This is a genomic window from Cellulomonas fimi, from assembly GCF_028527925.1.
GTDB classification, from domain to species: Bacteria; Actinomycetota; Actinomycetes; order Actinomycetales; family Cellulomonadaceae; genus Cellulomonas; species Cellulomonas fimi_C.
Genome location: NZ_JAPESW010000012.1, coordinates 17,723 through 30,033, shown reverse-complemented (window position 1 = coordinate 30,033; position 12,311 = coordinate 17,723). Strand labels below are relative to the sequence as shown.

14 protein-coding genes are annotated in these 12,311 nt (G+C 73.5%); 3 read left to right on the top strand and 11 right to left on the bottom strand.

The window, feature by feature from the left end; all coding sequences use genetic code 11:
- Positions 1 to 49: 49 nt before the first annotated feature.
- Positions 50 to 961, bottom strand: coding sequence for a LysR family transcriptional regulator (locus OMK64_RS07800; protein ID WP_272727516.1), 912 nt, complete (start codon positions 959 to 961; stop codon positions 50 to 52).
- A 95-nt stretch (positions 962 to 1,056) separates the two neighbouring features.
- Here OMK64_RS07800 and OMK64_RS07795 point away from each other — a divergent pair, with 95 nt between their 5' ends.
- Positions 1,057 to 2,076, top strand: a complete 1,020-nt coding sequence (locus OMK64_RS07795; protein ID WP_272727515.1) for an EamA family transporter — start codon at positions 1,057 to 1,059, stop codon at positions 2,074 to 2,076.
- A gap of 143 nt (positions 2,077 to 2,219) precedes the next feature.
- Positions 2,220 to 2,570: a hypothetical protein gene (locus tag OMK64_RS07790; protein WP_272727514.1), complete on the top strand. Its 351-nt coding sequence runs from the start codon at positions 2,220 to 2,222 to the stop codon at positions 2,568 to 2,570.
- Between the two features lie 152 nt (positions 2,571 to 2,722).
- Here the strand turns inward: OMK64_RS07790 and ispF are convergent, their stop codons facing one another.
- Genes ispF through OMK64_RS07775 form a run of 3 tightly spaced genes read right to left on the bottom strand, consistent with a single transcriptional unit; the run spans position 2,723 to position 4,495 of the window.
- Entirely contained in the window at positions 2,723 to 3,220 is a 498-nt protein-coding gene (gene ispF / locus OMK64_RS07785; protein ID WP_272727513.1) for a 2-C-methyl-D-erythritol 2,4-cyclodiphosphate synthase, read from the bottom strand.
- Positions 3,217 to 3,966, bottom strand: a complete 750-nt coding sequence (gene ispD / locus OMK64_RS07780; RefSeq protein WP_272727512.1) for a 2-C-methyl-D-erythritol 4-phosphate cytidylyltransferase — start codon at positions 3,964 to 3,966, stop codon at positions 3,217 to 3,219. Before ispD ends, ispF begins: the two co-directional genes overlap by 4 nt.
- Before the next feature lie 46 nt (positions 3,967 to 4,012).
- Entirely contained in the window at positions 4,013 to 4,495 is a 483-nt protein-coding gene (locus tag OMK64_RS07775) for a CarD family transcriptional regulator (RefSeq protein WP_013769765.1), read from the bottom strand.
- Between the two features lie 346 nt (positions 4,496 to 4,841).
- Between OMK64_RS07775 and OMK64_RS07770 the strand changes: the two genes are divergently transcribed.
- Complete coding sequence (locus tag OMK64_RS07770) at positions 4,842 to 5,423, top strand: hypothetical protein (RefSeq protein WP_272727511.1); 582 nt, start codon at positions 4,842 to 4,844, stop codon at positions 5,421 to 5,423.
- A 90-nt stretch (positions 5,424 to 5,513) separates the two neighbouring features.
- Here OMK64_RS07770 and pstB read toward each other — a convergent pair whose 3' ends face one another.
- The 7 genes from pstB to OMK64_RS07735 form a co-directional block, all read right to left on the bottom strand.
- Entirely contained in the window at positions 5,514 to 6,293 is a 780-nt protein-coding gene (gene pstB / locus OMK64_RS07765) for a phosphate ABC transporter ATP-binding protein PstB (protein ID WP_272727510.1), read from the bottom strand.
- A 9-nt stretch (positions 6,294 to 6,302) separates the two neighbouring features.
- On the bottom strand, positions 6,303 to 7,259 hold the full coding sequence (pstA, locus tag OMK64_RS07760) for a phosphate ABC transporter permease PstA (RefSeq protein WP_272727509.1): 957 nt from the start codon (positions 7,257 to 7,259) through the stop codon (positions 6,303 to 6,305).
- Complete coding sequence (gene pstC, locus OMK64_RS07755; protein ID WP_374694073.1) at positions 7,259 to 8,278, bottom strand: phosphate ABC transporter permease subunit PstC; 1,020 nt, start codon at positions 8,276 to 8,278, stop codon at positions 7,259 to 7,261. The genes pstA and pstC overlap by 1 nt, the downstream gene beginning before the upstream one ends.
- A gap of 99 nt (positions 8,279 to 8,377) precedes the next feature.
- A complete protein-coding gene (gene pstS, locus OMK64_RS07750; RefSeq protein WP_272727508.1) occupies positions 8,378 to 9,490 on the bottom strand; it encodes a phosphate ABC transporter substrate-binding protein PstS in 1,113 nt (370 codons plus the stop codon).
- Positions 9,491 to 9,765: 275 nt separating this feature from the next.
- Positions 9,766 to 10,482, bottom strand: a complete 717-nt coding sequence (locus OMK64_RS07745) for a response regulator (protein ID WP_272727506.1) — start codon at positions 10,480 to 10,482, stop codon at positions 9,766 to 9,768.
- Entirely contained in the window at positions 10,479 to 11,684 is a 1,206-nt protein-coding gene (locus OMK64_RS07740; RefSeq protein WP_272727505.1) for a sensor histidine kinase, read from the bottom strand. The genes OMK64_RS07745 and OMK64_RS07740 overlap by 4 nt, the downstream gene beginning before the upstream one ends.
- A gap of 139 nt (positions 11,685 to 11,823) precedes the next feature.
- Positions 11,824 to 12,306, bottom strand: coding sequence for a DUF1269 domain-containing protein (locus tag OMK64_RS07735; RefSeq protein WP_272727504.1), 483 nt, complete (start codon positions 12,304 to 12,306; stop codon positions 11,824 to 11,826).
- Between the last annotated feature and the right edge of the window lie 5 nt (positions 12,307 to 12,311).

Sequence of the window (12,311 nt, the reverse complement as noted above, 5' to 3'; positions counted from 1 at the left end):
GACCGGACGGCCGCGCGAGCCCCCGTGGGGGTGGAAAGGCGCGCGGGCCTCACGCGGGCACGGCCCCACCGATCCGGTCGGCGAGCGCCCGCAGCTCGTCCAGGACGCGCCGCACGACGACCCGCTCGGCCCGGTCGGCGCGCAGCAGCGCGTCGATGCGCCGCCCCGCGGGGACGTCGGCCAGCGGGACGAGGCGCACGCGCGGGTCGTCGCCGAACGTGTACCGCGGCAGCAGCGCGACGCCGTGGCCTGCGGCGACGAAGGACGCGGCGACGTGGAAGTCGTTGATGCGGTGCACGACGCGCGGTGCGTCCCCCGAGCGGCGCGCGACGGCCGCGAGCACGGTCGCGACGGGGAACCCCTCGCGCACGGCGACCCAGTCGATGCCCGCGAGGTCACCCGGCGGCACCGACCGGCGCCGCGCGAACGGGTGGTCGGGCGGGACAGCCACGTCGAGCGGCTCGCGCAGCAGCGGGACGACGCGCACGCCGGGCGCGGCCCACGGGCGGCCGTCGTCGGGGCGGTGCGCGACGACGATGTCGACGCGGTCCGTGAGCGCGACGAAGTCGTCCTGCGCGACGTCCTCGTCCGAGCACTCGACGACGACGCCGTCGAGCTCGGCGACCCGGCTGAGCAGCCCCGGCAGGAGCAGCTGCGCCCCGCTCTGGAACGCGCTGACGCGTACGACGCCCGCGGGCTGGGCGAGGTAGGCGTCGACGGCGCCGCGGGCACGTTCGAGGGCGACCGCGACGTCGACGGCGGCGTCGGCGAGCGCAACCCCGGCCGCCGTGAGGCGCAGTCCCCGGCCGACGCGCTCGGTCAGCGGGACGCCGACCTCCCGCTGGAGGCTCGCCACGTGCTGCGAGACCGCCGACGGCGTGAGGTGGAGCGCCGTCGCGGCGGCCGTCACGCCGCCCTGGACGTGCACGGCGCGCAGGATCTCGAGGGAACGGGCGTCCACGCCGTCGATCCTACGCAATCGTTCAGTGGTACTGCATCGTCGCATCGGGACAACTCGATGGTGCTGAAGCGTGCGGCCGCGTCATGCTGCGTGACATGCCCGCCCGCGACCGCTCCCTCGCCGTCCTCGTCGCGGTGCTGTGGGGCCTGAACTTCACCGCCATCCACCTGTCGCTCGAGCAGTTCCCGCCGTTCCTGCTCGTCGCGCTCCGGTTCGCGCTCATCGCCGTCCCCACCGTCCTGCTCGTGCGCCGCCCCGCCGCGCCGTGGCGATGGGTCCTGCTGTACGGCCTGGGCTTCGGCGTCCTGCAGTTCCTGTTCCTCTACCTCGCGATGGACTCCGGCATGCCGACGGGGCTCGCGTCGCTCGTGCTCCAGTCGTCGGCACCGTTCACCGTGGTGCTCGCGGCGGCGCTGCTGCGCGAGCGGATCACCGCCCGGCAGGGCGTCGGCGTCGCGGTCGCGGTCGTGGGGCTCGGTGGCATCGCGCTGCACCGCGCGGGCCTCGACGGGGGCGCGACGCTGCTGCCCGTCGTCCTCACGCTGTGCGGCGGGCTCGGCTGGGCCGTCGGCAACCTCGGGAACCGCCTCGCGATGCGCGCCGCGCCCGGGGAGCCGCTCCGGCTGCTGCTGTGGATGTCCGTCATCCCGCCGCTGCCGATGCTCGCCGCGTCGCTCGTCGTCGAGGGTCCCGAGCGGATCGCCGCGTCGTTCGACGGCCTCGCGACGACGCAGGGGCTGCTCGCGATCGGCGGGCTGCTCTACACCGTGCTCGTCGGGACCCTGCTCGGCTCCGGGCTGTGGTCCGCGCTCATGGGCCGCCACCCGTCGAGCACGGTGGCACCGTTCTCGATGCTCGTGCCGGTCGTCGGCATCGCCGCGTCGTGGCTGCTCCTGCGGGAGGCGACGCCGCTCGTCGAGATCGCGTGGGGGGTCGTCGTGGTCGGCGGCGTGCTGCTGGGGAGCACGCGCGGCGTGCCGTCGTGGTGGCCGGGCAGGGCACGCCGGAGCGCCACGGGTCATCCAACGACCGGCCGGCCCGCGACGGAGCGGCCGACGACCGGCCGAGATCGCGATGCAGGAGAGCTTGACGATCGAACCCGGGTGCTGCGATGACGACCAGGTGCGGCCGGAGCTGCGGGAGGCGTCCGGCGAGGATCCCCCGAGCGAGCGCCGTCGCGCGCCGCGAGTTCCCCCGGGCTACGTTGACGCCGCGCACGCGAATCGCGTGCACACGGACGTGCCGAAGGAGAACCACGGTGAAGACGAAGACACGGCTCGGACTGGTCGCGGCGCTGACCGGAGCGCTCGTGGCCGTTCCGACAGTCGCGAACGCCGGCGACGTGAGCATGTACTCGACCAGCGGCCGGAGCCACGTCTGGTACGACGACAGCGGCAACCGGGTGGTCGTGTGCGACATGGTCAACGGCGACGGGATCGGTGCGTACATCTACTGGAGCGGCGGCTTCGAGCTGATCGCCTACAACGGGTGCGAGACCCACCGCGTCACCGACGGCTACTACACCACGGTCCAGGTGTGGGACTGGGTCCACGTCAACGGTCAGCGGGTGGGCCGGAACGGCAGCGAGGTGCGGGGTTTCTACACCTGACCCGGCACGGGAGGTGAGGGGGCGGCCGTGACGGCCGCCCCCTCGCTCCTTCGCGTCGCTGCGAGGACGGCCGGACAGCGGCGGTCGGGTCGGGCGACGGCACTCGCGCCCGGGCAATCCGTCCTGCCTCTCGACAGCCGGCCCACGACGGGTCAGGCGCCGACGGGGACGACGAGCGCGGTCGCGACCGCCGCGACGCCCTCGCCACGACCGGTCAGCCCCAGCCCGTCGGTCGTCGTCGCCGACACCGTGACCGGCGCACCGGCGGCCGACGAGAGCGCCGCCTCCGCCTCCTCACGTCGCCGACCCAGCCGCGGTCGGTTGCCGATCACCTGCACCGCGACGTTGCCGACCTCGAACCCCGCGGCACGCACGCGGCGCGCGGCCTCCGCGAGCAGCGTCGTGCCCGCGGCACCCGCCCACTGCGGCTCCGACGTGCCGAAGTTCGACCCGAGGTCGCCCAGGCCCGACGCCGACAGCAGCGCGTCGGCGGCGGCGTGCGCCGCGACGTCGGCGTCGGAGTGACCCGCGAGCGGGCGCTCCCCCGGCCACGCGAGCCCCGCGAGGTGCAGCACCGCGTCGGGCGCGGGCTCCGGGTCGTAGGCGTGCACGTCGACGCCGATCCCGGTGCGGGGCAGGGGCAGGGTCACGGGGCCTCCTCGACGACGCGGGCGGACGACCGCAGGACGAGCTCGGCGACCGCGAGGTCGCGCGCGGTGGTCACCTTCGCGGCGTCCTCGTGACCCGCGACGACCCACACGGCCCCGCCGGCGAGCTCGACGAGACCGGCGTCGTCCGACGCGGCGAGCGCTTCGTCGTGCGCGACGTGCGACCCGTGGGCGTGCGCGGCAGCGAGCACGTCGAACCGGAAGCCCTGGGGCGTCTGCACCGCGCGCAGGTCGCCTCGGGGAACGGTCCGCACGACGGGCTGGACGACGCCGGCCGCCGTGCCGACCTGCTTGACGGTGTCGGTCACCGGGAGGCCCGGGACGACCGCGTCGTGCCCGGCGCGCACGGCCTCGACGACGCGCGCCACGAGCGCGGGCGGCACGAGCGGGCGGGCGGCGTCGTGGACGAGCACGACGTCGACGCCGTCACGCGACGCGAGGACGTCGAGCGCCGCGGCGACGGACGACTGGCGCGTCGGCCCCCCACGCACGACGACCACGTCGCCACCGAGCCCCTCGAGGAGGGAGCGGACGGTGTCGACGTGGTCGGCGGGTGCGGTGACCACGAGGGTCACGACGTGCTCACCGGCGGCCGTGCGGGCCGCCAGCAGCCGTCGTGCGGCGTGCACGACGAGCGGTTCGCCACCGAGCGGCACGAGGGCCTTCGGCAGCAGGTGGCCGAGGCGCGAACCGCTGCCGGCGGCCGTGAGGACGGCGGCGACGCTCACCGGGACGCGGGGGCGGGGTGGGCGAGGCCGACGTGCTGGACGGGGGTCAGGACGCGAGGACCTCGTCGAGGATGGCCTCCGCCTTCTCCTCCTCGGTGTGCTCGGCGAGCGCGAGCTCCGAGACGAGGATCTGACGGGCCTTGGCGAGCATGCGCTTCTCACCCGCGGACAGGCCACGGTCGGCGTCACGACGCGAGAGGTCACGGACGACCTCGGCGACCTTGATGACGTCGCCCGAGGCGAGCTTCTCGAGGTTGGCCTTGTAGCGGCGCGACCAGTTGGTCGGCTCCTCCGTGTACGGGGCGCGCAGCACCTCGAACACGCGGTCGAGGCCCTCCTGGCCCACGACGTCACGCACACCCACGAGGTCGACGTTCTCCGCCGGTACCTCGATGGTCAGGTCCCCCTGTGCGACCTTGAGCTTGAGGTAGATCTTGTCCTCTCCGCGGATGGTCCTGGTCTTGATCTCTTCGATCAACGCTGCACCGTGGTGCGGGTAGACAACGGTCTCCCCAACAGTGAAAGTCATCTGCAGGCGTCCCCTTTCGCAGACGTGTATCTTATCACGCCCGATTTGACTCCCCGACGGCGTGAGACCTGCATCACTGCAGGTCAGCGCGGTGCTCGTCGACGGCACCGCACACCGGCACGCTCGACGCGCGGGACGTCGGACCCACGGCCTGGGCGAACGTCCCGGTAGGTTCCTCCCGGGCAGGTCGCGCGCGTGCGCCGCGCCCGGTCGCGGCCCGCGGGCGGCTAGGCTGGCCGTACGGTCGTCCTCGACGCTCGCCGGCAGCTCGCCGGCGCAGCGCTGCGACGGCCGTCGACCTGACCGGATCCCCGCACTGGGGCACCCGACGCCCCGAGGAGTCATCGTGACCTCGCCCCGCCTCCGCACCCCCCGGCTCCTCGCGATCGCCGGCGCCACCGCCGCCGCGCTCGCGCTCGCGGGCTGCTCGGCCACCAACCCGATCACCACGCAGGACGAGTACGCGGCGTCCGACGGCGTCCGCGTGACCGTCGGCGAGATCCGCGGCGACAACCTGATGGTGCTGTCGGACGGTGACGGTGGTCCGGGCGTCCTGCACGGCGGCCTCGTCAACGACGGCTCCGAGGACGAGCGGGTGACGTTCACGTTCGAGGGCTCCGAGCCCACGACGGTCGACGTGCCCGCGGGCGCCACGGTGCTGCTCGACGGCACCGACGGCGACGACCGCGCCGACGTGCGGCTCGCCGCGGTCGACACGATCCCGGGCGGCCTCGTGTCGCTCACGCTCGGCACCGACACCTGGGGCGCGTCGACGTTCGACGTCCCGGTGCTCGACGGCACGCTGCCCGAGTACGCGGGTCTCGTCCCGACGGCGACCCCGACGGCCACCCCCACGCCGACGCCGACGGCCACCGAGACCGCGTCCGCGGAGCCGACGCCGACCCCGACGCCGACCGCCGAGGGCTGACGGCACCCGCCGGACGCACGCACGACGAAGGCCCGACCGGATCACCGGTCGGGCCTTCGCGCGTCCCGGGTCGTGCCCGGCCGGGACGGGTCAGCCGAAGCGGCCCGAGATGTAGTCCTCGGTGGACTGCTCGCGCGGCGAGGAGAAGATCGTCGACGTGTCGTCGATCTCGACCAGCCGGCCGGGCTGCCCGGTGCCGGCGAGGTTGAAGAACGCCGTCCGGTCGGACACGCGCGCGGCCTGCTGCATATTGTGCGTGACGATCACGATCGTGTAGCTCGCCTTGAGCTCGGCGATGAGGTCCTCGATCGCGAGCGTCGAGATCGGGTCGAGCGCGGAGCACGGCTCGTCCATGAGCAGCACCTGCGGCTTCACGGCGATGGCGCGCGCGATGCACAGACGCTGCTGCTGACCGCCGGACAGGCCCGAGCCGGGGCGGTCGAGGCGGTCCTTGACCTCGTTCCAGAGGTTCGCGCCGCGCAGCGACGCCTCGACGAGGTCCTGCGCGTCGCCCTTGGAGATGCGGCGGTTGTTGAGCCGCACCCCTGCGAGCACGTTCTCGGCGATGGACATCGTCGGGAACGGGTTGGGGCGCTGGAAGACCATGCCGACCTGGCGGCGGACCGCGACGGGGTCGATGTCGTTGCCGTAGAGGTCGACGCCGTCCATCGCGACGGTGCCCTCGACGCGCGCGCCCGGGATGACCTCGTGCATGCGGTTGAGCGTCCGCAGGAACGTCGACTTGCCGCAGCCCGACGGGCCGATGAAGGCCGTGACCGAGCGGGGCTCGACGGCCATCTCGATGTCGGCGACGGCGCGGAAGTCGCCGTAGAAGATGTTGAGGTCCTTGACGTCGATGCGCTGAGACATGCGGGGTCCTTAGCCGAGGTTCTTGGGAGCGAAGAAGCGGGTGATGAGGCGCGCGACCAGGTTGAGCAGCATGACGATGAGGATCAGCGTCAGCGCGGCAGCCCAGGCCCGGTCGTAGTTGATGGTCGCGACGCAGTCGACGGCGTCCGGCGCGCACGGCACGAGGCCCTGCTGGTACTGCCGGTACACGTAGACGGGCAGCGTCATCATGCGGCCCTCGAACAGGTTGAAGTTGATCGAGTCGATGACGCCGACCGTGACGAGCAGCGGGGCGGTCTCGCCGATCACGCGGGCGATCGCGATCATGACGCCGGTGCCGATGCCCGCGACGGCGGTGCGCAGCACGACCTTGACGATCGTCAGCCAGCGCGGCACGCCGAGCGCGAGCGCGGCCTCGCGCAGCTCGTTCGGCACGAGCCGCAGCATCTCCTCGCAGGACCGCACGACGACCGGGATCATCAGCACGGACAGCGCGACCGACCCGACGACGCCCATGCGGACACCCGGGCCGAGGATCACGGCGAACAGCGCGTACGCGAACAGACCGGCGACGATCGACGGGATGCCCGTCATGACGTCGACGAAGAACGTCACCGAGCGCGCGAGCGCGCCGCGTCCGTACTCGACGAGGTAGATCGCCGTGAGCAGGCCGATCGGCACCGAGATGAGCGTCGCGAACAGCGTGATCTCGACCGTGCCGACGATCGCGTGGTAGATGCCGCCGGCGTCCATGCCGCCGAAGACGCCGCGCATCGAGTGCGTGAGGAAGTACGCGTCGAACCGCTCGATGCCGTGCGCGATCACGGTCCACGTGACGGAGACGAGCGGGAGCATCGCGACGACGAACGCGCCGACGACGAGGCCCGTCATGGTGCGGTCGCGACGGCGCCGGCCCTTGTCGACGGTCGACAGCACCCGGCGCAGGTCGGCGTTCGCCGTGGGGGCGACCGGTGCGGTGGCGGTCATCAGTTGGCTCCCGAGAAGTCCTTGCGGCGCGCGACGATCGCGCGGGCGGCCATGTTGACGAGCAGCGTGATGACGAACAGCGCGAGACCCGTCGCGATGAGCGCGGAGACGCCCAGCGGGTTGGCCTCGGGGAACTGGGCCGCGATGTTCGCGGCGATCGTCTGCTGCTGACCCGCGGCGAGCAGGTAGAACGAGTAGAGGAACCCGGGCGACAGGATCATCAGGACCGCCATCGTCTCGCCCAGCGCCCGGCCGAGGCCCAGCATCGCGGCGGAGATGATGCCCGAGCGCGCGAACGGGAGGACCGCGGTGCGGATCATCTCCCAGCGGGTCGCACCGAGCGCGAGCGCCGCCTCCTCGTGCAGGCGCGGTGTCTGCAGGAACACCTCGCGGCTGACGGCGGTGATGATCGGCAGCAGCATCACGGCGAGCACGAGCCCGACGGTCATGATGACGCGCGCGGTCGGCGACACGTCGCCGCCGAACAGCGGGATCCAGCCCAGGTACTGGTTGAGCCACTCCCACACGGGCTGCACGAGCGGCGCGAGCACCAGCGCGCCCCACAGGCCGTAGACGACCGACGGGATGGCGGCGAGCAGGTCGACCAGGTAGCCCAGGCCCGACGCGAGCCGGCGGGGCGCGTAGTGCGAGATGAACAGCGCGATGCCGAGCGCGATCGGCGTCGCGATGAGCAGCGCGAGCGCGGCCGCGAGCACCGTGCCGAACACGAGCGGGCCGACGAACGCGGCCAGCGAGTCCGCGCCGCGCAGCCACGTGATCTTCTCGGTGAGCTCGGCGGCGGGCGTCGTCAGCGCGGGCCACGCGCGCAGCACGAGGAAGACCGCGACCGCGGCGAGGACGACCAGGATGAGGGCGCCCGCGCCGGTCGCGGCCCAGCGGAACACACGGCTCGCGCCCCGGTCCCGCACGCGGCCGGAGCGGCGCAGGGTCGGGGCGGGGCGCGACGGCGGCCCGTCGCTGCGTCGGCCCGCCGTCGGGGGGCTCGTCGTACTGGTCACGGTTCTCCTGATCTGAGAGAGGGGGCGCAGGCGCCCCACGTGCGAGGAGCCGGTGACCGACCCGCATCCCCCCGGTGCGGGCCGGTCACCGGCGTGCCGTCACGCGGCGGCGATCGCCTCGACGGCAGCCTGCGCGTCGGCCGCGAGCGCGTCCGACAGGGGCGCGGAGCCCGCGGCCTGGGCGGCCGCCTCCTGGCCCTCGGTGCTCACGACGTAGCCGAGGAAGCCCTTGACCAGGTCGGCCGTCGCGGCGTCCTCGTACTGGAGGCACGCGACCGCGTACGAGACGAGGAACAGCGGGTAGGCACCCGACTCGGTCGTCTCACGGTCGATGTCGATGACGATGTCGTGCTCGGTGCGGCCCTCGGCACGCGGCGACGCGTCGAGCGCGACCGCGACGGCGTCCGCCGACGGGGCCACCCACTCCTCGCCGACCTTGATCGACGCCTTGCCGAGCGAGCCGGCGGCCGACTCGTCGGCGTAGGTGATCGTGCCGTTGCCGCCCTGGACCGTCTGGATCACGCCGGACGTGCCCTGCGCGGACTCGCCGCCCTCGATCGGCCAGTTGCCGTCGGCCTCGTGGGCCCACGCGCCTCCCGACGCCTTGCCGAGCCAGTCGGTGAAGTTCTTCGTCGTGCCCGACTCGTCGAGGCGGTGGACGGGCGTGATCGCGACCGCGGGGAGCGTCGCGTCGGGGTTCTCGGCCTTGATCTCCGGCGCGTCCCAGCTGGTGATCGTGCCCTGGAAGATGCCCGCGATGGTCGTCGCCGAGAGGTTGAGCTCGGTGACGCCCTCGAGGTTGAACACGACGGCGATGGGGCTCACGTAGACCGGGATGTCGATCGCGTCGGCCGAGCAGGTCTCCTGCGCGGTGGCGAGCTCCTCGTCGTCCAGGGCGGAGTCGGTGCCGGCGAACTGCACGGCGCCCTCGAGGAACTGCGTGCGACCGCCGCCCGACCCGACCGGGTCGTAGTTGACGGTGACGTCGGGGTTGCCGCTCTGGAAGCCGGCGCGCCACGCGTCCATGGCCTTCTCCTGCGACGAGGCGCCCGCGCCGTTGAGCTCACCGGAGAGCGTCGAGACGCTCTCGTCGGACCCGGAGGTCGCGTCGCCGGTGCCGGTGGGGTCGTCCGATCCGCACGCCGCGAGGGCGAGGGCGAGAGCGCCGGTGAGGGCGACCGCCCCGGCGCGGCGGTGGAGGGAGAGCTTCACTGTGGGTCCGTCCTTTCGTGCGCGCACCGGGGTGTGCGCGGCGAGGCCGACGGTAGGAAGCCCACGTGACGCGCCGGACGGCGGTGGGTGAACCGAGGGTGAACGGTGGCCGACGAAGTGCGCGCCGACCTTGATCGTCGGGGCGTCCCGGACGTATCGGGCCTCCGGGGCGGCGCCGACGGTGCGACAACGGCACGAGACCGCGACATGGTGGTCGCGGTCTCGGGCGGATGTCGCGCTCTCGGGCGGATGCAGCGGTCGGGGCCGGGGTCCGGCTACGCCTCTTCGAGCTTGTACCCGAGGCCGCGGACCGTCAGCAGCAACGTGGGGTTGGCCGGGTCCTCCTCGATCTTGGCGCGGACGCGCTTGACGTGGACGTCGAGGGTCTTGGTGTCGCCGACGTAGTCCGAGCCCCAGATGCGGTCGATGAGCTGCCCGCGCGTGAGGACGCGGCCCGCGTTGCGCAGCAGCATCTCGAGCAGCTCGAACTCCTTGAGCGGGAACGGCACGACCTCGCCCCGCACCTTGACGGTGTGCCGGTCGACGTCGAGCTCGACCGGGCCGCTGACGAGCAGCTCGTCCTCGACGGCCGGACCGGAGGGCGCGGCGGCTGCCCCCGCGGTGACGGCCGCCTCGCGCCGACGCAGCACCGCCCGCATGCGGGCGAGCAGCTCGCGGGACGAGTACGGCTTCGTGACGTAGTCGTCCGCGCCGAGCTCCAGGCCGACGACCTTGTCGATCTCGTCGTCCTTCGCGGTGAGCATGATGACGGGCACGTCGCTCGTGAGCCGCAGCCGGCGGCACACCTCGGTGCCCGGCAGCCCGGGCAGCATGAGGTCGAGCAGGACGAGGTCGGCGCCGTGCTCCTCGAACCGCTCGAGCGCCTCCGGGCCGGTCGCCGCCGTCACGACGTCGTAGCCCTCGCGCTCGAGCTGGTACGTCAGCGGCTCGCGGTACGACTCCTCGTCCTCGACGAGCAGGATGCGGGTCATGAGGCGGTCCGCCGCACGGTGTCTCCCTGGGGGGTGGTCGCGGGCGGCGTCAGGTCGACGACGTCCGAGCTGGTGAGGTCGGCGCGCGGCAGGCGGATCGTGAACGTCGACCCGCGCCCGGGCTGCGACCAGACGGCCACGTCGCCGCCGTGGTCCGCGGCGACGTGCTTGACGATCGACAGGCCGAGGCCCGTGCCGCCCGTGTCGCGCGAGCGCGCGGGGTCGACGCGGTAGAACCGCTCGAACACGCGCTCCTGCTCGGCGGCCGGGATGCCGATGCCCTCGTCGACGACCGCGATCTCGACCAGGTCGTCGACCTCGCGCACGCCGACGCCGACGTGCGCGGCCTCGCCCGAGTACGCGACCGCGTTGTCGACGAGGTTGCGGACCGCGGTGACGAGCAGGTCGTGCTGGCCGAGCACGCGCGTGCCGTGCACGCCGCCGATGTCGAGCCGCACCTTCTTCGCGTCGGCGCGCGTGCGGGCCCGGTCGACCGCCTCGGTGAGCACCGCGTCGACGTCGACGACCGCGACCTGACCGACCGCGCCGGCGACCTGCAGGCGCGACAGCTCGATGATCTCGTGCACGAGCGCCGACAGCCGCGCCGCCTCCGCCTGCATGCGGTCGGTGAACCGGCGCACCGCGTCGGGGTCGTCGGCCGCGTCGTGCACGGTCTCCGCGAGGAGCTGCAGCGCACCGACCGGCGTCTTGAGCTCGTGCGAGACGTTGACGACGAAGTCGCGGCGCATCGCCTCGATCCGGCGGGCCTGCGTGAGGTCCTCCGCGAGGACGAGCACGTGGCGGGGCGTCACCTGCGCGACGCGCACCTGCACCATGAGGATGCCGGAGCCGACCGGGCCGCGCGGGACCTCGAGCTCCTCGTCGAGGATGACGCCGTCGCGGCGGACCGCGGCGATCATCTCCCGGATGGCCGGCGGGACGATCCGCCCGTCGCGGACCAGCCCGAGCGCGTGCGCGGGCGCGCTCGCCCGCACGACCGTGTCCTCCTCGTCGAGCACGATCGCCGCCGAGCGGAGCACCGCGAGCGCGCGCACGAGCCCGTCGTCGAGCTCGGGCTCCGGCTGCGGCAGCGGAACCTTCTGCGCGCGCTCGCTCACACGGAACGCCAGCGTGGCCCCGATGCCGGTCAGCAGTCCGAGGCCGCCGGCGAGGAGCAGCGCAAGGCCGTCGAACCCGTCCACGCCTCCAGCGTAGGCCGCGTGCGGGAGCGCACCGGCGACGGCGCACGTCTGCGCAGGGACCGTCGCCCAGCGTTCACCGAGCCGTCCGCGACCGTTCACCGCGCCGCGCGCCGCGGGCCACCCGTGTCGAGCCGGCCCGTCAGCCGAACGTCTCGAGCAGCGTCGAGCGCTCGCCCTCGGTGAGGTTCGTCGCGACGAGCGTCGAGTGCAGCCCGTGGAACCGCTCGCCGAGCCGGTCGAGGTCGCCGTCGGTCGTCACCGCGCAGAGCAGCGACGTGCCGGGCGTGACCTGCTCGCGGATGGTGTTGAGCTGCGCCTCGTCGATCCCCACGGCCGCCACGGCCTTCGAGATCGAGCCGATCGCCGCGCCCGCCGCCGCACCCAGCAGCGGCACGAAGAAGATGCTGCCGAACAGCAGCCCCCAGAACGCGCCCCAGCCGGCGCCGCGCTTCTTGTCGTCGTTGCTGTGGTGCACGTCGGGGCGGGACGCGTCCGCGGGCCACTCGACGAGCGCGTGGTCCACGATCGTGACGAGGCCGTCCCTCGCGGCTCCCTTGAGCGCCTCCTGCGCCTTGCGGGCACCGTCGGGGCTGTCGAACTTCCACGCGGTGAACGTCGTCATCGTGC